Below are 26,713 nucleotides of genomic sequence, written 5' to 3'. Positions count from 1 at the left end.
ACTCATCATCGTACAATTCGGTTATGTCTCGCCTTCATTTCACCCACTCGGGCCACCAGTTCGTCCACCCTTCGGCTCTGTTCTTGCACTTCGGGGTTCTCCCACAACGGAATCGCTTGCTTCAAGGATGCCTCACCAAGCTGATTAAGCTTGCGCCGTTCCTCTTCCAATAAGTCAAGCAATCGGCTCATACATCCACCTCTCTGATGGGTCTAAACTGCACCACGTCTTGATAAGACTAGACGTGAGCAGTCATTTTTAATGCCAAATATCTGTGCCCCGATGCTGTATACTAATATCTCCGTCTAATCCAAATTGTAAGATAAAATATGAACGCTTTAATGCGGGGATCGAATTAAAATAAAAAAACACCGATATAAACCTACGGTGTCAAAACTTCGTACCTTATCCGCTAAAACCACGATTTTTCACGTTCTACAGGTCTTGTATAACGCTCGCATTCGATAATAGCTTTAAAACTTACAGATAAGGCCATGACTTTAGCCATAATATCTATTTGATATTCTCCATCGTTGGTGTGAAATTTTTGCTTATGAAATATTAAGAAATGCTTAAGATCTTCAGCCTCAGCGAAAAAAGAGAGACATGTCCTTGCTCAAGAAACTATTTTATAGGATACTTCCTTGTTATATGATGTTTTGACTCGTTAGTTTATGATTCTTACAACACTTTTTGTATTTTTTTCCGCTTCCACAAGGGCAAGGTGAATTAAGCGTAACGTTCTTGTACAATTGCTTACCTTCTTCTGAATAATTAAAGAAAAGTTCCATTTCATTAATTTCTCCTGATAAGTATTCGAAAGTGTGTGCTACACTCATCATTTCTTTCGATATTTTCTTAAATTCTATATCTAGGTTAATACTGTGGTTAGAATCGTGCTCTATAATTACATTTATAGCAATATGAATATTTCTAAAAATTTGGATTACATGACGAATTAACCTCGGTACACTCGAATACTTCAAATATTCCTCTGCGATCATTTCAACATATTTTATTTGATCAGCTACCTTTACAAATTCAGCAGTATAAACTTTTCCGGTTTGAATAATTCTTTTTTTTCCGTTATCAATTTCCTCAAAAAGAGGAAATATGAACTGAAGAATACCTGATAAAAATTTGTCATCGCTCTTTTTCTCTACTTGACAAGGCTCATATATGCTTTGAAATTCGGTAGTGTACATATACAGTAATATCCAACAGTCTTTTTTAATTCCGCTTTCATTCATAGAGTTTAGAATATAGTCGGTTCTAACTTTAATATGCCCAAATTTTTCTCCTTCTTGATCACACAACTCAAGCTTAACATTGGATAAATGAGGTTTTGCCTTAACTAATGGTGCAAAAATCGCTAGAATCGACTCGAACGAGAACTGTTCAACTTCTCCAATATACATACCAGATAACTCCATTGCGCTGTCATTTTCACTCTCTTGATCTATTAAAATACCAAATAAGCCCAATACAGCGTATGCTTCAAGTGATTTATTTGTCACTTTATCTTCTGCTAAATAGGAATCTACATTATCAATTTGATACTTATTGTTAATTAGAAAAACCGTGAATGCTGCAATTGAAGAATACACTGTCTCAGATAGTAGATTGATTTGGTCGAAGAAATCATCAAAACTATACTCTTTTGTGGAGATAGTTTTAGTTTTCTTTTGTCTATTCCTTAGTATTACTCTTTGATTGTCTATATCAATATCATAATCTACATGCGCTTCAGAATGACGTATAATACTATCTACACCTTCAACAAAGTAGTTAAGCTTATAATTTGTTAGTGATGCAAACTGACCACAAATATCAGCAAATCCGGTCCATTCAATTAATTCATCGATATCAAAAATCTTTTCCCTATCTATGCAACTTGCCAATAACAAGAAAATCATGGAATCACGATATATCCCCTCACATAGATCTTTATACCATTTTAGTCCATTCGTCATAAGAACATGACTAGGAGGATTATGACCAAAAACAAATCCAATTGCTATTGAAAGGTCACTTAACTTTTTAAACATATACTTGTATTTTGCAGTATATCGGCTAAGAAACTCACAAACTAAACTACTATTCTTTTCAAAAGCTTTCTCATAAGTTTTGTATGCAATACTTACCTTTCTAAAGAAACTCTCATCATCAAAGGCTATCGTACCAACATACTTGTAGATAGATAGTTTTAATAGATCATCATTTGAATAGTGTTCCTTATCTCTAGATAAAATTGATCGAAAATAGTAACTTGTTTGCTCGCACACATCACTAATTTTCTCTTCAATCGTTCCTTCATTTGAGGTTTGCCATACCATTCCTAATATAGCAGAGTGATTTAATTCACCATTCTGAAACAAATCAGTTACATTTCCAATATTGCGAGCACCAAATATATTTGAAAGTATTTTTAATTCTTGCGCTGAATTGTCCAACTTTACTTGTGAAATGTCTTTCAATTTCATAGCATGTTCAATGTTCAATGCAATAGTTGACATGATTAGTTCAACGACGGATTCCTTATAAGCAATAACCGTAAGAAGAAGCCTTTTGTGAATATTTCTAAGAACTTTAGTAGGCTCAAATACAGTGACCTCACCTAATAGAACATATAATTTAATAAAAAATGTGTTCATGTCGTTGATAATTTGATTAGTTTCAGCTAACTTAATACCCTCCTGTGTCATATTTATTGAGTAGAAAATGTCAAACCTTAATTCGTTACTTAGTATACTAATATACTCTGAAACTTTCTCCATTTCATTCTCATAGCAATTCTTGGTTCTTATACCCTTTCTAATAGCTTTTTTTAGATCTTTATATTCCAATTCGCTGTTTTCAATGTATGATAATACATTGTTCAATAACAATTTGCGAGATTCTACATACGGATCATCAGATTGTCGTTGATCCTCAAGTGATATACCACATTCCTTGCATACATCATTTGTACATTCATTCAGGTGCCCATTAGCACATTTTATAGCAAAATAGTCTAATTCTATATTTATCAAAACTATCACCTCTTAATATGGCTTAGATTTCTATTCTCACCTAACGTCTCTGTATTCACAACCCAGCGTATGCTGGGTGTCTGACCAAGGACGAATGTCCGAGCGTGAATGTTATGTTAGGTGGAATTATTGCATCAATTTTTCTGTCTAATCCATTCGTTTACTAGTAAATAAATTAAAGATTTTGCTTCTGTTATATACATCGGTTCTTTAGGAGGTTCATAATCTAAAGCATGTCTTGCTTCCATTCCAATTGCTTTATAGCTGTTAGCAGTCCTACCAAATCTCTTTAGGGACTCTGAAGAAATTGAAGAAAAAGATTTTACATCAGCCTCTTTAGCTATTACTTCAAAAATTTTATATAATCCTACCCAACTTTCATCATCGTGAGATATCAATTTTATTACTTTATCAATTACCTAGTGTTTTTCACACAGCTCTAACAAATCAGGTACAGAATCAGCAGGATTAGAAATTTCAATTGCTCCATCAGCTTTTATTATTTGCGGAATTGCCTTCATACTTGAAGAATTTGAAAGCTCCGCACTCATAAAGAATGTGCATCCGCCATAATCATTTAGAAGATAAATATCCGATACAGTAATTCTCCTATGTGTTCCCAATACTAACTTTGTCACGCCATCGATTAGCTTCACTAGATTTTCTACTTTTTTTGAAACATCTTTATAATCATCAGTAGAGGATATATCTGATGATTTTAATCGATATTTACCTTCCTCTTTGAAATTTGTTAGCTTTTCGGTATTGAGTGACTTTGAAAGTCCATAAAGCTCCCTTTCATCTCCAGCTAAACATATGACCCACTTCATAGTGCCCCTCATTTCATTTTCACAATAATTGAACCTAACGTTCCTGTAAATTCATGAACCCCCGAGGTGTCTGCTGAAATCCCTCTCTGAACTCATCCGGCAGACCAAGGCTCCAACGGAGCCGTAGTATGAATATTATGTTAACTGATGTTCGGTACTTCTTTGTTCAGCTTCCATACGTTCTTCCTCTCCCTATATCTTGGAATCAATATAGTTCAAAATACTTCTAAATAAATTTATAACAAGTTTTGCCTCTTCTTCACCGATTATTTCTTCATTAGGATGTGTATAAGTTTTGTTATTTCTTATCTCATTTAAATTCTCAAGTAGTTTACCAATCGCATTAATGATTTGATTGATTGGTAAATGACTTTGTGAATAATCAGTAAGTATACTAGGATTGTTTTCTTTAAGTGTCAGTCCTGCATTTTTGCAAGTTTCTTTTAAGTAACCATGTAGAGCAGTATGTGCTCTATCAACAGCGCTCCTACAATTATGTTGAGAAATCAATGTTTGACACTGATCAAGAGTTTCTTGTACGAATTCATAGTTGTAGACGAGATCTTTTGCTTCCAGTAATCCTTGCCCTTTTAATTCAGAAATCCAAGTCAGTATATTATCGTTAATTCGTTTTTTTTGCTCGAATTCATATCGAGTCAAGAATCCTTCATTGAACCGGTCTTCAAAAAACTCCAAAGTACATTTATCTACTACTCCCTGTAATATCTTCGACTGAATACACGGTTCTGCTTCGGATAAAATCCTTGTAAATCTTTGTCTTGTTGTACCTTCGTATTCATTGGGGTCAATGTCTACAGCACAATACATAGGATAAAATTGAGCATGAGAAGCATATGTAAAGTTACCAAGGTAACCTCCTTCGCCACCGATGTACCCCAAGACACTGTTTACTTCCTTACCACTTAGCCTTTCCATCAGTGATCACTCCAAGTAGATATTTTAATTTGTTTTAGTTTTACCGAATTTCAGCTAGCGTTCCTGTATTCATGAACCCCGAAGGGGTTGTCTGCTGAAACGCCTCCTTGAATTCCTTCCAACCGACCAAGGCTCCGAAAGCAGCCACAGCGTAAATGTTATGTTAGACGGAGTACCTGACTTCCTAGAAAATACCCTCATCCCATAGTGTTAATCCCATGATTTTCGATCTTTACCTAATCATTTATACTTATATTTCTATTGTCATAGTCCTCGTTAGTAATATTGAAATCCATCCTTGAACTGAAATTATTATTAGCTCTCCATTATCACTAATAAAACTAACATTACCAATTGCTTTATATGAATTTAACTCATCATTATATTAAAATAAGTCTTCCATATCATTTGAATTTATAATATTGATTAATTCTTCTTGAGATGTTTCTACTGAATAATTCTTCAATAACTCTATTTTTCGGTCTCTATACGGAATAAAACAACAAAAATTCCTTCAATAAGAGAGTCTCGAATATCAACCCAGTATCCAAGTGTACCATTACTATGTAGTATCTTATTATTTGATTGATATATGTTTATGATTTGAATTTCATTGGTTTTCACTTCCTTCAGGTATTTCCTCTAACTCTCTTGTGTTCACGACATCCTTTCCCCTTAGATAGCTCTTATGTTAGGGGAAAGGATGTATACTCAGATCATACTTCTTCAAATCCACGTCTGGGACCAAGGGCGAATGCCTGATGCTTAAACACTTTATTAGAGCTGTATCCGACATCTTTGACAACACAAACAAAAAAGAGGCTCAATTTGTAAGAGCCTTATGTTTTATTTTCATCCAACTTCTTCTTCATCAAGAAAGAAATCATAATCTTCTTCATCGTCATCTTCATCTTCCGAAAGATCATATTTATCTATTATTTCACTCATGTTTATTCCCCGACTGACATAGTACTTCACCATATTTTTTTCAATACCAGTCCAATTATTTGACCATGCCTTCTCAAAATATAAAGTAATATTATTTAGCATCATAATATCTCTTAATAAGCCTAAAAAGTTAGTTCTTTCATATATAAATTTTTCAGTATTTTCTTTAATAATTAACTCCAGATCACTTAAATTACTGACTCCATATGCATTTAGTTCATCTATTATCTCTTTACTTTTATTGTTAAAGGTTGGTTCGACTATCTCTCTATCAATAAACGGTTTAAACTTTAAGTCTAGATAATTAGATAGTGAAGTTGTATTAATTTCAATATTTAACTCATCCTTATTTACTTTGTCTACTACTTCATGACCATATACAACTATTTCTCTTGCTAAATTATCAAATTCTCGATCCACTAATTCTAGAGTTGCCGCTGCAAGTGAAAACCTACGTTCAATATCATTGTCAGGGGGTAGAACACCATTAAATTTATAATTTCTATCGTGAGAGATGTCAGCCCATGCATGCTCTAAAATTGTTCTAACTTGAATTTCAAACCCCATATCTTTAAAAATCTGATATTCGGGTAAGCTTAACCGATCCTCTGTTAACTTTGCGACGTAGTGAATGGAACGATAGCCAACCTTATCATTCCCAAGTTCTTTTGTTTTATCGACACTATGAAAATGATCAAGTTCAAACAATGGTTTAATTAACTCACAACAATTATTCACTTCAGATTTCACATAAGTAATTACTCGAATTCCTGCAAGATCTTTTATTTCTTGCTGTGGATTTTTATACTTTTCTTTATTAGCTTTTATTGTAAAACTTTCAATTTCCTTAGCTCTGCTAGTAATTGTGTAATACGAAGCTCCAGAATTAGTTAATACCTCCCGTATTATTGATTCCACTTTATTTGCTAAGTTTTTGTAAACCGGTCTCATTTTTATGTACCAAGAAATAGCATCATCAATATTCTTATCTGACATTTTGACACTTCCTTTATACGAGAATATTATAATTGTTTGATAATTTTCACAAATATATTTTCGGATATTCCGTCTAACATCTCATTCTATGTACTTCTTAAATACCATACATCCTACCAGATATCTGAACTACGTATATGATAACCTATGCGGTGATATTTGCGAAGAAAAATTTGGTGAAAAAGGGAGATATATCAGGATACTCAATCTCCCATGTCCATACATCCAATGGACTTTGAATATGTTGAATATTTTTCGCACTAATATGCGTATATCGCTGAGTTGTTCGTGCACTCGTATGACCAAGTAGCTCCTAAATGTATAGTATATCTGTCCCTTTTTCCAGCAATTGAGTGGCGAAGGGCATGAGTACTTGCCTTTTCCACAATTCTGCACGTCGTCTTACTACTTCAAAACCTTCTGCACACCCCTGTCTATCAGAAGATTTCCCCGGAAACAGCCAACGATTGGGTCTATATTCTGCTATGTATTTCTGCATGATTTCCCAGGCAAGATTTGAAAGAAGCTTCCTCCAATCCTTTTGACCTTTCCCCTGTCTCACGATGAGGATTTGACTTTCAATATCTAACCACTTCAACATAGACGCACAACTTCAACGAATCCCGTATGAATATGCAGCATCCTCGTAACTTTTACGCCTTCTGCAAGTGCTCTTTGCTCCACTGGCATTTCATTCGGAATGGAACAACCTACTTACAGATAACGGAAAATGCTGATAGAATATAACGGATGATGAAGTTATTTTAATGCCGGTATTGTTAATAGTAAAAACATAAGGATGGGGTTTATTTGAATAACAAGAAGTTAATATTTAGCGTCATTACACTTTGTATTCTACTCATATTGGGTTTTCTCAGATGGGACAATCTTGAATCCAGCGCAGACTTTCATTATAAGTATGATCGATGGGCAGGTCAGAAATGGGTAGATTTCTATCCGCCGCTAGCTGCTTCTTCCAACAGTATGGAGTTTCCACTTATATATATGGATGAGATACATCAAAATGATATAAACAAATATTTAGGAAAACAGGCTCTCTCGGGAGAGTTAGTGAACAAGTGGATTGAACGAACAAAGTTAACGGATGGATATATAGGTCTATTATTATTGAATATTCTAGTGGTTATTTACAGTTTCATTAAAATATCTATTTTGAGAGACAAAAAATAGGATAATCTTGATCCCCCTTCAATATGCCGAGGCACAAGTTGCCAAAGGGCATACTAACACAAAGACAGCAGTCCCCAATAAGGAACTGCTGCCTTTACTCCTTTTAATTGACCAAACTTAATATCACTTATGTATGGAATCATCGGTTAGCCTTTGTAATGTTTGATATATCTACATTCAGCGTTTGCCACTCTAAACATACAAATTCCACCCCACAATAAAAGCAGCCAAGATAACACCCGAGATGCCAGACATGATGTACATCACCTTTTGCTTTTTGCTGTAACTGCTCTTCCGCAGTTTGTAGATAAGCAAGCCAAGATACGCCACAGCTATAACCACATAAATCAGGTTAAACATTAAATTGATCCGTAACGAAGAATAAGCAGGATAATTTGGAAACCTCAACTTCGTTTGTATGATGAAAAGATTAAGAAGGAGTGCCACACCTGCAAAGTTAATTGCAAGATGATATTTATTAAAATCAGTTGGAGGATTTACTCGTTTATATAGTTTGTTAATAAGCATCCGGATTGAATAGCCGATCAAAGCAATTAAACTGAAAATGGCGGCTAGCGCAACAGGAATAAGAGATATCTTAATTAAGTTCACCTTTAGATTCGATACTGGCAAATAATCAATGTAAGGAGTGACTGAAATTTTCTCAACAATACCATTATGCTCGACAACATTATAAGACTTTGCTAAATCAGCTTTTGTATATTTCGTTATATCAAGGGCCGTAAATAAATTAGTAAATCTAGCGGCTGCCCGTCGTGCGGGTTGAAAATATCCTCCCCCCTCCGAAGTAACTCTATTAGAATTGACGTTATCACCGAAAATCTCTTTAGTTAGTCCATAATAATAAATTTCCTCAAAGGATTGATTTGTCATGACCACCATCCCAAATTTAGATTCGGGATCAAAGACAAGTTTACTGGAGAATCCTTTCAGATTCCCCTCGTGCATCAGTGTAGGCACCCAGTATTCCATCTCAACAAACCCATGCGCAAATCGCGGAGTAGAAGTACCTTCATAATATAGACTTGTTGACAACATTTCGTTTAACGTATCCCTGTTCTTAAATAATACATTGCTATCATCTACAGGCATCAACGCTGCAAGGAATTTGCCTAAATCTTCTGCTGTCCCGATCGCTGCCCCTGTAGGATAAAATGTTACGTATACTCTGTTCTCAGGGATCAGTTTCAAATCTTTCGTATACCCTTCAATCTCATTCCTTCTTTGTACTACTTCTGGATGATCTTGCCCTGTTGGATGAACCGTAGTGTCGTTCATATGAAGAGGTTCAAAAATATGTTGATTAACATATTCATAATAAGGTTGGCCACTTACCACTTCCACGATGTAACCGGCTAGTCCAACTCCATAGTTTGAATAACCGACAACGCTATTCGGTTTATAGATCTGTTTTGGCTCATTTTTACGCAGCGTTTCTCCTAATTCTAACGTTTCATCCTCGGAGTAATAAAACACCTCGGCCGCTGTTTGATCTTCCCAACCCGCATTGTGATGCATCAGATTCATTAGCGTAATCGGATCATCAAATTTCAGCTTTTTGAAAAATCCCTCTGGCAGATATTCTTGGATATCCGTCTCCAAATCAAGCTTTCCTTGTTCGACAAGCTGCATCACACTTGTATAGACCAGCAGTTTAGAGATGGAAGCCCATTCAAAAACAGTAGAGGTACCCGCCTTTCGCTGATTCTCAATATCTGCGTAACCATATGCCTTATTCACAATGGTTTCACCGTCTTTGATAGCCACAACCGCAACGGCAGCGGTATACTTCTCATACGAGGCAACATAAGCATCAATCGTTTCCTCTAACTTGGATAAAGGAATTCTGGATGGTGTAGTCTCAACCTGTTTCTCTTCGGCGTGGGCAGGTACCGCTATTGCCATAATGATAAATATGAATGACAGAACACAAGCGATTACTTTGTTTACCGTGTGATGTCTACAATTCATCTGCATTTGCTTCTCTCCTTTTATTTTAAATGTTAATTACATTCTCTTGTTTTCACGTATGCGTTTTCAAAAGAGTCCACACGAATCTAAGTTATTTCTCAAATGCAATTACACTCCATTTAGGAGGGATGTCGGAGAATTTCGCCTTTCCAATTAACGATGTTTATTTCTTTATCTTTCAAGAGACACCAATCAATAATTTCACCTATCAATCTTGGCTTGATGATCTCATCGCTCCATTGCGGTGTCAGTACTCTTCTGTATCCTATATATTCTGTTGTCCAGCCTTCGAATTCTTCTCCGATGATGACTATAAATGGGATCTTGTTCTTAATAATGTGTTGTCCAACTTCATAAGTGACGATTAACTTCTTATCCTCAGAAACGATATGTAATTTGATTATCCCTTCATCGTCAATATCCGGTTCAACATACCAATAAAATAATCGATTGGAGCGAACGATTTTACGTTTATATTTTTTTCTTACGCCCATAACGCACCTCGTATATTTCTTTTTCTTTGATCGCAGTATTTGGTCAGTTATCCAAGACACAGCTAGAATAGCTGTGAGATCTGATATCAAAAGCCACACTAAGTTTAAGGAGTAGCAATCTTGTAAAAATCAATTACTCTATCAAAGATTTCGATCTCTCTTTTTTTTATGTCCGGTAATGTCTCGCTATGCTTTACGATATGATGTATATTATCTGCTACAGTCTCTGCTTTATGAATTCCTACATATCCTGGTACCAGTTCATTAAGGTAATGGAAGTATCTCATTTGAGGTTCAATCATGCGCAGATGTTTATCAAAATTTCTTCTGGATCTTGTCTGATCCATCTCCTTTCGCTTGCGCAGCTCATCTTCTTCAGCCCAGAATAGTACATAAGCATCCGGTAATGATATTTCATTCTTCAATAACTTCTCTCTAAAAAAGTTCGCTGTTTCATCTAGAGATAGGTGCTCATAACCATATATCCAGCTGTACCAAATCTTAAATACATCACCATCCAAAATCACATACTCATGTTGTTGATTCTTCTCAGCTGCTATATGCCATCTTTTGATTTGTCTCTCCAGCAACCACATCATAAGTTCCCTACCGTCAAGTTGAGGAGATTCAAAAAGAAGCCCTGTTTCTGGAACAATAAATGCATCATATTGTGTAGCGAACTGCTGACAAGTGGTACTTTTACCTACAGAACTGGCACCTTCGAGACAAATTATCGTCATTCAATTACCTCCAAATATTACTCACCAAATGATTAATCAACCTTCACTGGCTCTTAGGCGATCATGTTGAATTTCATTAGACTATGTACTGTAGATTTCTTTGATCTTTAGCCATGTTTCATACCAGAATGTTTTTCGTTTAAGCGGTTTTAATACCTTAATCTCGACTTCTTTTCGATTCAAATAAACCGTGCCATCCACTTCAATGAGTCTATCGCCAAATTCAAATACAATATCCTTGCAGTCTTTGTGATACTGGGTCTCTCTTGTTTCTGACCACTCCGCTTTATCAATAGAATGCCGTTTTCTCATTATGTAAGATCCTCCTTAAAGAAAAACACCACTATTTTCAGCAAATAGGATGCCTGTCCCACATCATAAACACTTTGTTATCCGATATTGATGAGCCTTAAGGTTCGTTTATTCCTACATAATGTTATCTGATATCCATTCCTTGGAAGCGTGTCTTACAAACTTTATTTCTTATTCTAATTCTTCATTATATGGATTTGCATACAAATCAACATCAATTTCAGCATGAATCATATTAACAAATTCAATAAAATCAGAATCGAAATAAAGAGCAGGCGTTTCCCCCTCTTCTATTGTTATTACAATGAAAAATTTCGTGCTTAATTGATGTTCAATCCGAATCGAATTGATCTCTTTTACTTTGTTTCTTAATGTATCGACTACTTTTATTAATTGGTGATTCACATCTAATGATTCTTCATAATCCGTACCTAATGTCCATGATGTTTCTTTTATTCGATGCTTTTCGTTAATTATATCTCCTTTATAAGCCGTATTCGTAGGTTCAATTTTAAGTATTGAAGTTACATGATTCGGATCGAATTCATCTCCAAACAAACTAAAATAAGCCATCACTTCGGTTTTGTCTTTCAGGAGTTTCACCTCTTTAAAAATGGATGTATGGAGTTCACCTTACGTTCATAAATTCATGACTGGCTTCATCCTTAGATAGTTCTTATCTTAGGAATGAAACCTGTGTTGGTGATCATGCTTCTAATGTATCTCTTCTTACGGTTAAGGGCGCATGCCCATAGCGCGAAACTTTTGTTATGTGATGGGTAGATTTCTGCAAATTACTCACATTATCCATTATCTAAAAAGCCCACCTATGCTCCTCTGGCAAACACTCATCACAAAGTAATTGTCCTTTAACAACTGCTCCGTTATTTAGTTCATCAATATGATTTGGTTTGTCTCTATCAGTTACCCATGAATTACATTTTGCGCATCTTCCGCAATTCATTGCTTCTGGATCGAGCAATACAGAGGAACTGCTCTCCCAATGTAATTTCAAATCTCTCCTTATTGTAATTTCATTCTCTAGTATAGGAGTCAATTCCCCATCAAAGGTCCAATGGTTTTTTATTACGCTCATTATATGGTGGGTTGTATGGGATGCGAATATGAAGTGAATCAGAGGAACCTTTCTTTTGTGATGACAAAACAAACAAGGGAGGCCCTTCTTCATCCCACAGGGAATCAGTGTACCTTCCTCAAGGAAATATCCAAAGTAATCTAAATAATTGAAAAATATCTTTCTATTGCCGAGCTCAAGGTGCTAAAGTTAAAAAGATCTAATATTTTTCTGCGCCTTAGGCTGAGCTAAGCTCTCCCGTTATGATATTAATAACGTTTCCTATGCTCACGACTCAGCATAGCTGTTTCGAATTTTTTCTTTCTTCTCTTCTATGATTTTCGTTAATTTCATAGCTTCTTTTTCTTTTATTTCCCCATTGATCAGGTCGTTTTCGATCTCTTCCCTCATATCTTCTAACAAGTTCCTTGTTTGATACAGTCTTAATCCAGTCCAATCCGAAATAAAATAATCATCTTCAACCTGGCCGTCTATACCGAAAATTAATCTGTAATAGCCTATATGATTTGCTCGATATTCAATTCTGACCTTAACTTCAATATATTCAAGCTCTTTATTACTTGGGTCCAGGTATTCCAGACTCTTGATATGGAGTGATATATCCTCTATCCAAATTTTCAAAGACTTTTGGTCGTAATCCCAAAATAACTCTTTAAACTCCTCAGGATCTTCAACTCTATAGGTTTCTAAGTTATGCCAAAAAGCCTCTATTGCCCGATTTCTTGCATTATGCTTATCCGACCAATCCCTTAAATCTTGTATATTCATAAAATCACTCATTTCATGGATGTATAGTTTTCTGGGATTCATATAATGTTCCTGTGTTGAGTAGTACTTGCTAAGATGATTTGTCGTTCTCCAAGTTATCGGTCTTGCTCTTGATTTGTTCTTCAGTAAAATCAAGCCAAATCATTTCATATAAACAAAGCGTTACAATTTGTTCACTCGAAAAATTTTCAATTACATTATGATCTACATAAAAATACAGTATGCTGTCTCCAACTTTTCTGGCAATTATTCTGCATCCGCTACTCTCCCCAGTGAATCTGCTCCTTAGAAATGCATTTTCAACCGAATATGTTGATTTTAATGTTAGATGAAGCTAATTTTTTTTCTTCAAGTTACTTTAAAAGTCAATATTATTCTTGCTTCCATTGATGTGATTCGTGTAGTTTACCAGTTTCACAAAAATACTTTAGCACTTCCAGCATGGGTATTAATTCTATACAAATGTTATCGCAATAATTTCCTAACTGACCACCGATAACTAGAGAAATTTCACTATTTCCCCGATTATCGTTCATAAGCGTATATATATGTTCATCAATTGTAATAGACACTACAAAATATTCCGGTCCGCCTCCAACTAATGCTGAACCTGTGTCAGATACCTCAAAAAAAACTAATGTAAATTTATCTCCATCGAGTTTTCTCAAAAAACGTAAACTGTCTGCCCATGTAGGGTTCATAACTATCTCTTCATTAAATGTGGTCCCATTCCGTTCATCAATGCTAATAGAATTTATCACTTTTTCTTTTTATCCTCCTTCTTTCATCACACATATCCATCTTCAGGTTCACCAACATCAAAACCCAACACTTTTGTCGCTTCCAACTTAAATGTTTCTATCCAAGATATCCATACATCGCTATTCATCTGTGCATAAAATGATAACCCACTAGGCTCAATGGATGCTTCAATGAAAACATCATCCTCTTCAGTTCCAAACCAATATGGAATTCCACTTTTATAACCAATCCACCCTGGCATACGCTCATATACTTTAGAAACTTTATCCCATACCTCAACAGGCAGGTCATATCTTATATTTAGGTTACAATTATGAGAGTTTATGTTGTTCATATCCATTCTCTCCTTCTACCTTAGACGTACCAAAAATATCCTATATATACTTCTCCCACTACTTGATCAAGGATGTGTCTCTTGTTCTTTATATACTATTTTCGTTTATCGTTTACCAAATATCTTCTTCCTTTAAGATTTCTTTGGTGGGCTGGTCTACAGCTAACCAAGTAGAAATATCCCCTTCTATTTTTCTCTTCCACGCTATCAAAAAATGTACTTGGCATATCTCGCGGGAATCCATCTGTATCATAGGTACTTCAACGCCTTGATCAGAATGTAAGACAGAACTATACTTCTCAAAATCAGAGTTTAAAGCAAGAAATTTAGGAATCATATCACCTTGGTTTCTTTTTCGCATTATCAGTGGTTTTTCTTGAGTTCCTATGTGTAGACGGTATTGTTCATTCTCATATTCTACAGCTTCAAGATTTTCTCCCGTGTCAGCTCCGTGATCTTCCCAGCTGTATCCCTCTTTCCACGAAGCAGAAAAGCTACACGTGCTTATCTGATGATATGCATTGGGTTTGATTCTAAATACGGCCCCCCAGCATTCGTCTACTTCCTGAGGTGAAGAAAGATTATGGTTCAGATTACAGAGCAATAACTCGCAATCAAACGAGTCGTAGTAATACTGGTATAGTGTGCCGCCATGTTTGAGCTGAGCACAGTGAGTAGGAAGATAACATTCGCTGGAGACAGCAAGAGAAAGTTCAATTGTTCCTAGAGGCGTATATATTGAAGGTTTTATATGATCAGTACCTTGAATTAAGGCTTCTTTTCCACGAAAAAGCTTCATAATGTCCCTCCTTACTCATCTACTTAAGAGTTACTTTCTATTCTTGATAATTAAAAAAATATTTATTATATAAATTTGGCTCCATTTCTTTTATTCTAATTCCATTCTCTCCTGCGTCCTCTATCCCTCTTATGTAGAAAAGACACTTTAAATTTTTATCAAAGACAATACAAGAAAAGTCCCAGTCTTGATACCTATATTGCTCTAATAAATCTTTCTTGGATTTGATATATGGTATAAAACTCATCTTATTTGAGTTATCGATTATTTGTATCACATTATCTAACTTTAATACTTTATTTTTAGATAAGTAGGTATCGAGATCTTCTTCATGGTAAATGTCTAAAAATAAAATAGAATTATCTTCTATTAGTAATCCATCTAGAACCTCGGTGATATTACAATTTAGAATCTTAAAGTATGGAGGCATTTTGATAATTTGTAATGGTTTCATCAGTTCTCCCCAAAAAAGTTTTATCGAGAATTTCATAAAGTGTTCTTATATCTACTAACCCTCACTACCTTAAAGAGTGCAGCGACTTGTCGCAATTCAATAAGGTAGTGCAGGGTTACCTGCTGCCTTCACTTCTTCGAATACCCTCGGCAGACAAAGAAGTGGAGGCAACGTAGCGTAGATATGTTGTTATTTAGATCTCATTACCTTCCACAAAACACTTATAGATTGTATTTCGTTTTCATTCTTTCATATAACTTATAATCCGTATTTCGATTTACAATCTCTCCTATTAACTCTTTCCACTTATTTTCAATCCACTTAGGACTTTGTTCTTTCAGAATATCCTCGTTAAATTGACTATCGATATACTCCAAATCTTGTTTAAGCACTCCTATATCCTTAATCAGTTGATTTCTCGATTCTTTTTCTAGCGATATCTTATTCGATAAAATGTCGTCTGTGATTTCTACACTTATATACGTATACATATCTCTAAACACATTGTAGATTAAATTAGTTGATGATAATTGATCTTCCTTGAAGTCGGAATTCAGAAAGACGAATGATTCTTCACCAACTTTCAAAGATACCGCCACATTTCCTAAGGCATGTATGACTGTTTCCTTGGAAGAGCCGTCCTCTAAGCTTTTTATCACATTATCTAAATTGTAGATGGATTCTTTTATACCAATTTCAGTTCCATGATTCATTTTTATGGTGTAATCAACTTCTTGATTGTCTTTGTACGCTTTGAATTGATAGTTGAAGTACATGCTTATTATCAATCCAACCATTAGTATGATTATTGCAATATTTTTTCTCATTAAATCACCTCGTAATCTTTTCATACAATGATTAATTTTTTTGTATTTTCACATACAACAAATTCCATCTACTAGTACCTGAACTAAGTATATGATAACCCATATTGTTACAGTTGCGAAAGGAAATTGGCGAATAAGGGAGATTTATTAGTTTTCTCAACCCCTTATCCAATCGATTCAATGGGCTTTGAATACGCTGAATATAAGCAGGGTTGTACAGAGTGCGAATATGCAGTGAGACCTTTATTATAGTAATGATAAAACAAAAAGGCCCTTCTTCATCCCATGAGGAATCCGACGGCCTTCCGATGCTTTTGGAACATATCAACTTTTGAAAGGTAGCGCGTACCAACTTTCGCTGCAAGCGGACTAGCGCCAAGCTCCCACAGCGCTGCAGCAAATCCATGACATGTCCAGCGACACGGTCGGCCCCCAATTCGTGCTCACCAAAATAGCACAAAATCCCCCCAACGGCAACATGCGTATCCAGTCATCCAAAATGGATGCATAGCAGCACATCAATAGCTTCAATAACTACCGAGGCTATGCGAAGGAGCAAACGCCCACAATAGCATTTTGATTGCTCCGCCATATCATCTTTATGTCATAACTTCGTGGATTGACATTCAGGCTTTCTACCTTACAACCCTGTGCCGATCTTTGTTGCAGCAGAATCTGCATACCACTGTTCGAATATCTCAGCTCAGCATGCTGTGCTCCCTCCGGTCTCTGAAGTCCTCACGGTCAGCTTCCTCCATCCTGTGAATATATCGTCGCAATGCTTCTTTATGCGCCTCCAATTCATCCATTCGGCTGGATGTCCCGTTCAGGAAAGATTGCATTTTGAATCCTAGCGTTGTGGCAGCATTTCCTGCCCAATCTTGCTCCAGTCTACTATGTATTGAACGCATCTTCTGCTCCTGCTGCACTAAGCGCTCCTGCAACTGCTCACATTGCTGAACGGCTCTTCTCAGATCGGATAAAGATACCGATATTCTTCCCATGTCAATTACCTCCCGTTAAGAACTGGTCTGCTTGAACGAAATCTTCATGCTTGCGTTCAATGTACTCGGCAATCTCGCTGATGGATTCCTGATACCAACGGTTAATTCGTTCCAGTGTCGCCGTAGCTTCGTAAGCGATTGACGTGAAGGAATGGCTTTCACTTGTGGAAGTATAAGCCTCGAACATTCGGATGGAAGCTTGTGCATCATTGGAAAACCCGCTCAGACTAAGGCGCATTTCCTTGGCTGCCTGTGCCAATTCCTCCGGCGTTAGTCGGATTGTCCCACCACCTTGACCTGACTTTCCATTGGATACAGCCGCAATCAAGGGAGCCACCAACCCGCCAACGAGGTTTGACAAAGCCATCCGTGATTCCTGATAAGCATTCCAGCGTGGTGAGATGTCAATTTGTTTCCCCGTGGCACGATCGATAAGTGGACCGAGCAAGTTTCCCTGTTCATCAAACTGATACTGGTTCATCGAGTGATATCCTTTGCCTTCTTCCTTGGAAAACGAGTCCATCAATCGAACAATATTACCGACCTGAAACTTGTCCAGGTCGATATCAATTGGGAAATTGTATGTTACTAACGGGCCGCTAGGCCCCATCGGACTAATCGGCACCATGAGCTGGAATTGCAGCCTCCAGTTTTGGTACATCGCATTGGCCGAGTCAAAATCCTGGCCTTTGTAGTACGTGCTGCCAACATGTCTGTCATATTCAAAAAGTCCTCCTGCACCTACTGAATCGTTTGGCTGAACGATGTTTACCACTTTTTTATCATAGTAACCTTCGTTCACTTTCGCCAAGCTTGCATCGTCCAGCAGATTGGTTACACTCGGAGCACTGTATGTCATGGCCGACAAATCCTGTCGCGCTGCCACATATTGCGCTAAACCACCTCCAAGCGAATGTCCCGTAAGAGAGATACTTGCGTCAGGATATTTTGCTTTGACTTGTTCATAAAGTACTTCCGCCTGATGAAATTGGTTGTTCTCCCAATCGATATCGTCCTTAATGGATTGAATAAAACTTTTCTTGAAAATGTTATGATGATTAGGGTCAGTTACGGCATCCTCCAGTTCTCTGGTGCGTCCACCTAAAACATCAAACACGTCTGTTTCGTAATCGGCTGCTCTCCCAAGCCAGCTCCCACCTGGCTCTGTTCCGCGGTATCCTATGACAATCTGATTCGTCTGATTGTTGTGGAGGATGACGGAATCGAAACCCGACACTTTATTGTGGAGCTCAGCACCTTCAGGTTCAATGACCTTCCATTGTGCATAATCTCCCTCATCTTTAAGGGGTGCTCCGGCAGAAACGTTGTCCTGGTAGGCAAGGTTAGATATTTTCTGATACAACTCGTCGCTTATGTAATCGTTTTGCATAAATACCTCCTGAATTGAACATTCCGATATGATTATGTAAACTAGTGATAATTCAATCTTTATAGTATATTAATACCAGTCTATGAAAGTAGAGGTGTCCCTCTTGAGAAAACCCTTCTTCCTATTCGTACTATTAATCATCTCATCTCTCTTGCTTGGAGCATGTGCCTCCGAAGAGGAAAAGGAGATTGTATCCTCCGCCGAGAAGTTCGCTGCAAATTATGTTCTCGAAAAATACGGTGTAACCGTTCGTTTTACGGAGTATAAATTCTCTCCTCCCGATCTATCCAATTCGTTAGGCCTCCATGGCTACATTGAAGGCGATAAGAAAAAGAAGGTATTTGTTTTCGTTAACTACGATCCTTTAAGTATTGAGACACTATCGCTTCCTGAAGGTATATCCAAAAAATCAAATTCCAAATAGAGAGTTGAAGTTATTTTTAAAACAATCAATCTATATAAACAATTTGAAACTATAGGGAATATATGGATTGTATCTTTCGTCAATTACTTCTGTCAACGTTCTCCGCAACATTAAAATGAAGAAAAAAAATGCGATCTACATAATAGAATGTTTGTGTTCTGGAATTAAGATAAACCTCTGTTTAAAGAAGTTATCCACTAATTGATGAATTCTGAATATAAAGAAATAGAGGGAGTCACATCAGAACTCCCTCTCATCCCAACAACGCCTGTTCAATCTGATCCACAATGCCATTGATGCCTGTTGGTCCATAACAACCGATCCATGTCGCGGCATCTACGGAGTGTATTTGCTGTCGCTCATCTGTATCAAGCATCCCCCAGACACGTTGCTCTGTTGAGGATATACCCTCCTGCATGATCTCATTGCTAAGCAAAAAGTAGTGGCTCGCTTGTACAGCCGGTAGTCTATCAACAGAGATATGATAGGCCGTGTCGGTGGTATCTGCTACAAATAACGGGACAGGCAGACCCAGATCACGGTACAGCACAGCGCCTGTACGATGCGAGGCAGAATGTACGCGAACGAGAGAATCTAGTGGACGAATCAGTGCCACGCTCTTACCTGCCAGTACTGGAGCAAGTTCTTCAGAAAGCAATGTGGTTCGTCGGTGATAATCCGCAAGTATACGTTTTGCCTCTGCTCGTTTACCAGTTAATTCACCGAACAGGCCAAGAATGGTCTGCCAGCTCTCATTGCGCTTAAACATAAGAACTGGAGCGACGCGGCTTAACCGTTCATAGTACTGATCATGTACCTCGGTGCAAATAATCAGATCCGGGGACAGTCGTTCGACAGCAAGCAGATCAGGGTACTCATACGTTCCGAGTATCTGGGTACTCTGAAGTCCCGTCCTGATATATTGCGGGAAATGGAACGTTCCACTTCCCAATCCCACACTTCCCGCTGGAGACAATCCAAGCGCAAGCAAATGATCCGCATATTGCACATCAAGTACGGCGATACGTTGCGGAGAACGGGTGACAGGATATTCACCTCGCATATGGCATATCACTGGACCTTGGTCCGACTCGTACGAAGAAGCCCTGCGATTCCGCAGCAAGGATTGAGCATAGTTTGTATCTGATTCTGTAGCGGCATCAAGCCGATAACGCAGCGGAGGGACGCCATAATATTTTTTAAACGCCCTACTGAAATAATACATGTCGCGGTAGCCCATCTTGTCAGCAATTTCCCCAATGGACGCATCCGTATGATGTAGCATCCGCGATGCATTTTCCATCCGTAGCTGGATGACGTACTCCATCGGTCCAAGCTGCTTCTCTTGTTTGAATCGTCGCTGTAACTGCCTTACGCTGCATCCGGCAAGGGCTGCCAGCTCTTTAAGCTCCAGATTCTGGCGATAATGCGATGATATATATGACACGACCACATCCACCATGTCGGACTCTGCTCCGCCTTGACCACGTTCATACTCCATGATCAGTTCATAGATCATCCCCTGGAGCAAAGCATGGGCATGAAACCGTTCCAGTCCTTCGCCACGACGCCATTTGACAACGATTTTTTCCGCATTCTGGATCCATTCTGCCTGAGTCACAGGGTTCTGAATAAACGAATTTTGCAGCGGATGTTTGCGATACGAGGGCATGGCATGGGAGGCTCCTTCCATGGAAGAAGCCTCGTACATGATTACGATATAATAAAGTTCGTCTGATCTGGCCGTCAGCGTAAAGGATGATCCCTTCACCACATGACAGGCAAAAGAAGCTCCAATGTGGCAACCCTCGCCATCCATTGCAAGCTCCCCTTCCCCTCCATATGCCAGCAGCAGCACATTTGAAGTTAAATCCGTTTCGTCTAAAACGCTGCCTGTCTGCAAAGTACCGCTATACCCGTCAAGCATCTTGATCGTTGTATCACTCCATAGACTTGTCTGTTCTTGCAGCGGCATTTCTCTCATCTCCTGACAATCGCAAAGGTAAAATTCTTGCTGTTGTCATTTTAGTTGAGATTCTTTCTCATTGTCAATTTTCGGACATTTGAGACAATATTCACCTGACATCTGGTAATAGAAACAGCAGGTAATCCGCTCGCTTTTGGCAACATGCACATTGTCCTTACAATCGGTGAAGCGGGTTAACGGATTCTTCCTCTCACCAAACACTTCCCCGGATGCCACCTGAGTCAGATATGAAAAGTCCTCTTGAATGATCTTACTTTCCTGCTCAGTCTCGGCTTCATCAGGAGCGAATAGTCGGCCGATACGTACCATGATATTCTCCCAGAGAATACTCATCGAAAGAGGCGCAATTGCAGCAAGTGTCTTTAACAGAGGTGTAAGCTGTACCGCAAACATCTCCTCGAGCACCTTTTCGCGCCATGCTCCCCTGTCTCCCGTTAGTCCTTCAGCCTGAAGCCCATTCACCGCTAAAAAAGGAAATCGTGTGCCGCCCTCATGATCTGAGAGCGCCGGATGATAGAGAAAGCTGTTCTCCAGCTGAAAGGTTACATGCTGATGATGAAACGTCATCGCGGTCACGAGCGGAGTCGTCCATAGAAAGCCAAGCCGCTTGGCTAACATGGAGGCTGCGACTTTCATGTCAGGCGCATCGATATAATTCTGAAACCAGCGGATATACTCTCGACACGCCTCTTCGTCATGCAACTCACTCAAAGCAATGGTACGGACACTATGTTCAGGCGGCTCACCAAGCAAAATCGAATGATCCTCTACCGTCTCTTTCCATAAGTCTGTCGAGAGATATGGGTTCATATTAGTTCGATCCGAGCAGGGCTTCCGCTGCCTGATCTACAATCAGATTAATCGCAAGCGGTCCGTAGTATGCAATCCACAGTGTGGAGTTTACGTCATACGTGCGGTTATTTTTCACAGCATCAAGAGACTGCCATACCGGATTGTTCACCATCGCCTCCGCTTCTGCAGCAAACAGCTCATCCGACAGCACAAAATAACGATCTGCCCCAATCTCAGGCACTTTTTCCATCGAGATTTCTACGGAACCATCTTCATTAATCTCCTGTACCAGAGCAGGCATTTTCAGCCCCAAGTCATTGTACATAATACCGCCAATGCGGTGCTCAATACCGTGAACACGAATTCCTTCTTTTCGTGGACGAATGATCGCCACCGTTTCATCGCCCAGCTTCTCTGACAATTTTGTCTTTAGCCCGGCAATTTTGTCTTCATACGTTGTGCGCACTTTCTCTGCCTCGTCCTGCTTGTCTGTAATCTTAGCCACTGTAGCTAACGTATCACGCCAATCTTCGTAGAAGTCGAGTACCAGGGTAGGTGCAATTTTGCTTACACTCTCATACTGCTTCTCCTGGAAGTCCGTCATGATAATCAGATCTGGGTCCAACGCTACAATCGCTTCCAGATTAGGCTCGTCCCGTGTACCCAGAACCTGTACGTCACTCGGTTGATCGCCTAAGTATTCTGGAAAATCGGTGTTGCCTCCAGCAATAACGCTACCAGCCGGCTTCTCCCCAACCGCTAACATCTGATCCAGAAATTTAACATCTAGCACCGCAATTTTCTGTGGTTTTTCGTTTAGAGTGATGTCACCCTTCATACCCTTGATCGTTACGGGAAAAGCTCCGTCGGTCTGTGTTTCTGCATTCGCAGGTGTCTCCGCTGGCGTTGCTGCAGATTGCTTACCGCTATCTGTACCTGTTGCAGCACCGCAAGCTGTCAGGACTAGAATAAGGGCCATCATCAAGCCCATGAGTAATCGTGATTTGTGAGCAGTGTAGGCTTTGTTACCAGCCGTTTGCCCCTTTGTTCCTTGTTTCATTTGTAAATCCCCCTTATGTATACTGGTGATAATGATTTTCATTATCGAAACATAAAGAGAGTATATACGATCTCCGTATCGTGTTACCATGTACTTTTGCGACATTTGAGCCGGACTAATGCGACATGGCAAGCCTTTTATCCGCCCTTTAATTTCTCAGCGATATACCCTTGCAGTCGGTAGATGTCTGAAAGAAGCTCTTCTTCCTCCGGCGTATTTCCATACTCCCCTAGCCAGCGCGGTGTTCGGATATGCCAATCATCTGTCAGGTATTGCTGTTCATCCCTATACTCTAAAATATGTCCCAGGAAATATTCCAGTGAGCCGAAGGACTGCTTTCCTTGATCGTTAATGATGGATTGAGTTTTTTCGATGATCGCCTGCAACATATGTTGGATATGTTCTTCCGGATTCTTAGCGTTAATTTCCATCGGTGACCTCCACCTATCTCTACAAAAAAAATGAATTATTATATTATTTAAATGAGCCTATTATTTCTAAACGTTGAATTCTGTTCTGATTAAATACAATAAATCGATGCCCAATGAGTATTGAGACATCGATTCATATCATCTAATTATGAGGTGAATCATGAGTATGCGACCAAACATGAAGTTTAGCATTATTATTAGCGCAGTTATTATTGTCGTTGTTCCTATTATCATTGGATTTTATATGTTGAACAAGGTTGTCGATCCTGACGAGACAATGGTTACGAGAACTGAAGTTTCTCCTGAGCTTATTACTATAACAGGTGGATTTGCAGACAATATTAGCAGATATCACGGCTACTACCTCTCACATCATAACAATTCACTTTTCATTCAGATTAAAGGCAGTAAACTTCCTATCGGTGGTAGTAAAGACTTCACAATTTCATTTTCTAATACTTATGGGAGTGTTGATGAAATCTACTTATTAGGTCCTGGCAGCAACTCTAAGAAAAAGATTTGGCCGAATCCCTAACTTTCATTGGAATGGATATCATATGATCTGACACAATCAGTTTCAGCCTCTTCTGCTTAACTTCTTAAATGCCGAGTATTCCTGATGGGACTTCATATAACTTAATATCTTATCCGCACATGCAGCTGAGCTAAGCTCTTCCGTATTCACTTCCAGGTCATATTCATCATAGGAGTAGATGTAGTCGAACTGGGAATGGGCAAGTCCAATCTCACGATCTCCCCTGCTCTGCTCTCTTCTGGTGAGTTCTTCTTTTGAGCAATGCACACCTACAAACAATATCGGATAATCCGATAGTAACTCATAAAAATCGTTAAACCACTTGTCATTGCTGATGACCGTATCCACGATGACATTCAAACCCATTTCCGAAAACAGTTTAATGGTTGCACAGTACAACGAATTGATGGGGTCGAACAGGATATCGGTCATCACATGGTGTTCCACTTCTCTTGTTGGTTTCATATCTGGATATGTATTGTCGATAAACTGATCATAATTATGCAGAAATTGATCTACAGATAGATGATGAAACGGAATGTCTCCCTGATTTTTCATTTCCATCGCAATGCTCGTCTTCCCCGAACTTGACGTTCCGTTCAAAAATATGATGAGTCCTCGTTCCATATCTATCACCCTTCTCTATAAAATTGGCATTAACTACGACTTGTAGTTCTCAATGATCGCTTGTTACATGTGTTGTACATGATCTTCTATACTCATGAGCGACTGCCGATGAATAGCTTATTTTGAGTCCAATGAAGGTTATAGCCATAACGATATAACTCAAAGTAAGGAAACAGACAGTCCTTCGCTTCTTGCAAACCTCGGTAGCGGGGCCACTGTAAGTAATAGGCTACCCAATAATCGCAAGCGATGGAATAATAAGCTTCGCTCAATATTTCGACAGCTTCGTTGTAATCTTTGCGTGAGCTGAGAAGCTCTCCAAGTGCTTCGTAAACGGACTCGTTATCTTCTTCATCCATGCCTTGAATCGCTCTTTGCTCTAACTTGTTAATCTCCCCTGCTGCCAGCACAACGACCTCCGTCAGACATGCCAAATCTTGTAATGCTTCCTTAGCGGCGTCCGCTACTTCGTCATCCTCTGTCACCATGGAGAATAGACTCTTCAATCCTCCGATTAACTTCTCCCCCAGATCACGCAACGTCGCCTCAGAAGCCTCCTCATTTCCACCGTTGAAATAACCTGGCACGTATTCACCTGTGAAGTCCTCCGGATTCAGTATCTCATAGATCGGACGTATTCTGTCCAGATAACGCTGACCGTCTGGAATCGGCTCAAACACATGTTCAACCCCTGTCCCCGATGGCATAAACCACTGAAAAAATCCGTACAGATGGTCTGCCTCAACCTGCTCATCGTCCGCTGGCTTGATTTCTTCTCCGCCCATCTCTAATAAATAGCGACCATATGCTTGTGGGTCCATGATATATCTCCTCAACTTTCTCAGTCTAATTAAACTACCATTCTCTCCATTCTTCCGTAATATCTTCATGCCCTTCAATCTGTAATCCAGCTTGCCTAGCAGCCTTGTCGATAAAATCAGCCAATTCTTCACGTTCCATCGTTTCAATGAAATAATCATTGGCCTCATTCATTTCATTAAAAGCAACCACCACTTCTTCTACAGCCTTTATTATCTGCTCGGAATCTTTCTTTTCTTGTAATGCAATTAATTGGTTTATAAAGTGATCCAAAGCTTTATCAGACATGAGTAATCTCTCTTCTGTAAAAAGCTCATCTCCGCCTTCAATCATTCTTTCGTTCCATAATTGGGTTGGTTTCTCATGAACTAAGTTATGTAATGTCATTGGAATCTTCCCTTCCATATTTCCATAATCAAAGATATCTATATTCTAGCTGTATCCACGAATGCGTACAAGTGTTCTTATATATCATTTCCAGAGCCTTGTCACATTCTCCAACTCCATCTCGTTGAATTCTAATTGATAGATGTCCGGTTTCTTGGTTTGGTTCATAAAATCCAATCCGTAACTCGAATCAAAGTAATTCATCATCAATGTCATAACATGTCCATGGGTGCCAATAGCTACTTTTTCACCCTTATATTCTTCTAAAATATGTTTTAACACGTCCACTGCTCTATTCTGGCAAACCATGTTCGACTCGCCTCCTGGCAATGCATAATCAGGGTCATCAAACATTCTCTTCGAAGCAGGCTCGAACTCTTCATCTGTAATCATATCATCTGAAAAATGTCTTTCTCGCAGATCCTCCATGATCTGAATATTGATGTCCAACACTGTTGCCAACCCCTCCAAGGTTAGGACAGATCGGGCATATGGACTTGAGATAATAGTATGTATTCCTTCGTCTTTTAACATTTCTGTTATTTTAGCTGCGTTCACCTTGCCCTCCAAGGTAAGTCCTCTGGTCCTTTCCGTTCCTTCCGTGTACGGTGACTCCGCATGCCTAACCATATACACAATGGTTTTCATAAGATTCTCCTTCAATTCTTCTGACTTATACAATTAAATTTACAATAATTTTCAGATATGTGTATAGTAGAAATGCAGCAAATTTCTTGCAAGGAACT

30 protein-coding genes are annotated in these 26,713 nt (G+C 38.6%); 2 read left to right on the top strand and 28 right to left on the bottom strand.

The window, feature by feature from the left end:
* Positions 1 to 5: 5 nt before the first annotated feature.
* From V6669_RS07875 to V6669_RS07780, 20 genes are all read right to left on the bottom strand, one after another.
* Positions 6 to 191: an aspartyl-phosphate phosphatase Spo0E family protein gene (locus tag V6669_RS07875; RefSeq protein WP_338592515.1), complete on the bottom strand. Its 186-nt coding sequence runs from the start codon at positions 189 to 191 to the stop codon at positions 6 to 8.
* 456 nt (positions 192 to 647) lie between these two features.
* Positions 648 to 3,032: an SEC-C domain-containing protein gene (locus V6669_RS07870; RefSeq protein WP_338592513.1), complete on the bottom strand. Its 2,385-nt coding sequence runs from the start codon at positions 3,030 to 3,032 to the stop codon at positions 648 to 650.
* Positions 3,033 to 3,166: 134 nt separating this feature from the next.
* A complete protein-coding gene (locus tag V6669_RS07865; protein ID WP_338592511.1) occupies positions 3,167 to 3,430 on the bottom strand; it encodes a hypothetical protein in 264 nt (87 codons plus the stop codon).
* A gap of 21 nt (positions 3,431 to 3,451) precedes the next feature.
* The gene (locus V6669_RS07860; RefSeq protein WP_338592508.1) at positions 3,452 to 3,862 is read right to left on the bottom strand and encodes a hypothetical protein; all 411 of its coding nucleotides are present in this window, start codon (positions 3,860 to 3,862) and stop codon (positions 3,452 to 3,454) included.
* Positions 3,863 to 4,054: 192 nt separating this feature from the next.
* Positions 4,055 to 4,798 carry an abortive infection family protein gene (locus V6669_RS07855; RefSeq protein ID WP_338592506.1) on the bottom strand — a complete coding sequence of 248 codons (744 nt, stop codon included), beginning with the start codon at positions 4,796 to 4,798 and terminating at the stop codon, positions 4,055 to 4,057.
* Between the two features lie 852 nt (positions 4,799 to 5,650).
* Complete coding sequence (locus V6669_RS07850; protein WP_338592504.1) at positions 5,651 to 6,742, bottom strand: hypothetical protein; 1,092 nt, start codon at positions 6,740 to 6,742, stop codon at positions 5,651 to 5,653.
* A 313-nt stretch (positions 6,743 to 7,055) separates the two neighbouring features.
* Positions 7,056 to 7,343 (bottom strand): hypothetical protein, encoded by a 288-nt coding sequence (locus tag V6669_RS07845; RefSeq protein ID WP_338592501.1) that lies wholly within the window; start codon positions 7,341 to 7,343, stop codon positions 7,056 to 7,058.
* A gap of 782 nt (positions 7,344 to 8,125) precedes the next feature.
* Positions 8,126 to 9,931, bottom strand: coding sequence for a serine hydrolase domain-containing protein (locus V6669_RS07840; protein ID WP_338592499.1), 1,806 nt, complete (start codon positions 9,929 to 9,931; stop codon positions 8,126 to 8,128).
* Between the two features lie 113 nt (positions 9,932 to 10,044).
* A complete protein-coding gene (locus tag V6669_RS07835; RefSeq protein WP_338592496.1) occupies positions 10,045 to 10,419 on the bottom strand; it encodes a hypothetical protein in 375 nt (124 codons plus the stop codon).
* Positions 10,420 to 10,523: 104 nt separating this feature from the next.
* The gene (locus V6669_RS07830) at positions 10,524 to 11,159 is read right to left on the bottom strand and encodes an AAA family ATPase (protein WP_074094083.1); all 636 of its coding nucleotides are present in this window, start codon (positions 11,157 to 11,159) and stop codon (positions 10,524 to 10,526) included.
* Positions 11,160 to 11,240: 81 nt separating this feature from the next.
* Positions 11,241 to 11,471: a hypothetical protein gene (locus V6669_RS07825; protein WP_145146571.1), complete on the bottom strand. Its 231-nt coding sequence runs from the start codon at positions 11,469 to 11,471 to the stop codon at positions 11,241 to 11,243.
* Positions 11,472 to 11,642: 171 nt separating this feature from the next.
* Positions 11,643 to 12,044, bottom strand: coding sequence for a DUF4279 domain-containing protein (locus V6669_RS07820; RefSeq protein WP_338592488.1), 402 nt, complete (start codon positions 12,042 to 12,044; stop codon positions 11,643 to 11,645).
* A 790-nt stretch (positions 12,045 to 12,834) separates the two neighbouring features.
* Positions 12,835 to 13,335 (bottom strand): hypothetical protein, encoded by a 501-nt coding sequence (locus tag V6669_RS07815; protein WP_338592486.1) that lies wholly within the window; start codon positions 13,333 to 13,335, stop codon positions 12,835 to 12,837.
* A gap of 371 nt (positions 13,336 to 13,706) precedes the next feature.
* A complete protein-coding gene (locus V6669_RS07810; protein WP_338592484.1) occupies positions 13,707 to 14,096 on the bottom strand; it encodes a hypothetical protein in 390 nt (129 codons plus the stop codon).
* Between the two features lie 26 nt (positions 14,097 to 14,122).
* On the bottom strand, positions 14,123 to 14,431 hold the full coding sequence (locus tag V6669_RS07805) for a hypothetical protein (protein ID WP_338592482.1): 309 nt from the start codon (positions 14,429 to 14,431) through the stop codon (positions 14,123 to 14,125).
* Between the two features lie 112 nt (positions 14,432 to 14,543).
* Positions 14,544 to 15,230, bottom strand: coding sequence for a hypothetical protein (locus tag V6669_RS07800; protein WP_338592480.1), 687 nt, complete (start codon positions 15,228 to 15,230; stop codon positions 14,544 to 14,546).
* 37 nt (positions 15,231 to 15,267) lie between these two features.
* Positions 15,268 to 15,684: a hypothetical protein gene (locus tag V6669_RS07795; RefSeq protein ID WP_253506615.1), complete on the bottom strand. Its 417-nt coding sequence runs from the start codon at positions 15,682 to 15,684 to the stop codon at positions 15,268 to 15,270.
* Positions 15,685 to 15,905: 221 nt separating this feature from the next.
* Positions 15,906 to 16,511 carry an oxidoreductase gene (locus V6669_RS07790; protein WP_338592473.1) on the bottom strand — a complete coding sequence of 202 codons (606 nt, stop codon included), beginning with the start codon at positions 16,509 to 16,511 and terminating at the stop codon, positions 15,906 to 15,908.
* 698 nt (positions 16,512 to 17,209) lie between these two features.
* Entirely contained in the window at positions 17,210 to 17,515 is a 306-nt protein-coding gene (locus V6669_RS07785; protein WP_024633865.1) for a WXG100 family type VII secretion target, read from the bottom strand.
* 1 nt (position 17,516) lies between these two features.
* On the bottom strand, positions 17,517 to 18,905 hold the full coding sequence (locus tag V6669_RS07780) for a lipase family protein (RefSeq protein WP_338592469.1): 1,389 nt from the start codon (positions 18,903 to 18,905) through the stop codon (positions 17,517 to 17,519).
* A gap of 103 nt (positions 18,906 to 19,008) precedes the next feature.
* Between V6669_RS07780 and V6669_RS07775 the strand changes: the two genes are divergently transcribed.
* Positions 19,009 to 19,329 carry a hypothetical protein gene (locus tag V6669_RS07775; RefSeq protein WP_338592466.1) on the top strand — a complete coding sequence of 107 codons (321 nt, stop codon included), beginning with the start codon at positions 19,009 to 19,011 and terminating at the stop codon, positions 19,327 to 19,329.
* Positions 19,330 to 19,582: 253 nt separating this feature from the next.
* Here V6669_RS07775 and V6669_RS07770 read toward each other — a convergent pair whose 3' ends face one another.
* The 4 genes from V6669_RS07770 to V6669_RS07755 form a co-directional block, all read right to left on the bottom strand.
* The gene (locus V6669_RS07770; RefSeq protein ID WP_338592464.1) at positions 19,583 to 21,304 is read right to left on the bottom strand and encodes a helix-turn-helix domain-containing protein; all 1,722 of its coding nucleotides are present in this window, start codon (positions 21,302 to 21,304) and stop codon (positions 19,583 to 19,585) included.
* 45 nt (positions 21,305 to 21,349) lie between these two features.
* Positions 21,350 to 22,126, bottom strand: a complete 777-nt coding sequence (locus tag V6669_RS07765; RefSeq protein WP_338592461.1) for an IucA/IucC family C-terminal-domain containing protein — start codon at positions 22,124 to 22,126, stop codon at positions 21,350 to 21,352.
* A gap of 1 nt (position 22,127) precedes the next feature.
* Positions 22,128 to 23,168: an iron-siderophore ABC transporter substrate-binding protein gene (locus tag V6669_RS07760; protein WP_338592459.1), complete on the bottom strand. Its 1,041-nt coding sequence runs from the start codon at positions 23,166 to 23,168 to the stop codon at positions 22,128 to 22,130.
* 137 nt (positions 23,169 to 23,305) lie between these two features.
* Entirely contained in the window at positions 23,306 to 23,599 is a 294-nt protein-coding gene (locus V6669_RS07755; protein ID WP_338592457.1) for a hypothetical protein, read from the bottom strand.
* A 160-nt stretch (positions 23,600 to 23,759) separates the two neighbouring features.
* Here V6669_RS07755 and V6669_RS07750 point away from each other — a divergent pair, with 160 nt between their 5' ends.
* Complete coding sequence (locus V6669_RS07750) at positions 23,760 to 24,134, top strand: hypothetical protein (RefSeq protein WP_338592455.1); 375 nt, start codon at positions 23,760 to 23,762, stop codon at positions 24,132 to 24,134.
* 42 nt (positions 24,135 to 24,176) lie between these two features.
* Here V6669_RS07750 and V6669_RS07745 read toward each other — a convergent pair whose 3' ends face one another.
* From V6669_RS07745 to V6669_RS07730, 4 genes are all read right to left on the bottom strand, one after another.
* Positions 24,177 to 24,761: an AAA family ATPase gene (locus V6669_RS07745; protein WP_338592453.1), complete on the bottom strand. Its 585-nt coding sequence runs from the start codon at positions 24,759 to 24,761 to the stop codon at positions 24,177 to 24,179.
* Between the two features lie 92 nt (positions 24,762 to 24,853).
* The gene (locus V6669_RS07740; protein WP_338592451.1) at positions 24,854 to 25,582 is read right to left on the bottom strand and encodes a hypothetical protein; all 729 of its coding nucleotides are present in this window, start codon (positions 25,580 to 25,582) and stop codon (positions 24,854 to 24,856) included.
* A gap of 34 nt (positions 25,583 to 25,616) precedes the next feature.
* On the bottom strand, positions 25,617 to 25,967 hold the full coding sequence (locus V6669_RS07735) for a hypothetical protein (protein WP_338592449.1): 351 nt from the start codon (positions 25,965 to 25,967) through the stop codon (positions 25,617 to 25,619).
* Positions 25,968 to 26,051: 84 nt separating this feature from the next.
* Positions 26,052 to 26,615, bottom strand: a complete 564-nt coding sequence (locus V6669_RS07730) for a histidine phosphatase family protein (RefSeq protein ID WP_338592446.1) — start codon at positions 26,613 to 26,615, stop codon at positions 26,052 to 26,054.
* Between the last annotated feature and the right edge of the window lie 98 nt (positions 26,616 to 26,713).

This window comes from Paenibacillus sp. Y5S-9 (genome assembly GCF_036894235.1).
Taxonomy (GTDB): domain Bacteria; phylum Bacillota; class Bacilli; order Paenibacillales; family Paenibacillaceae; genus Paenibacillus.
This window is presented reverse-complemented; position numbering and strand designations above follow the sequence as displayed.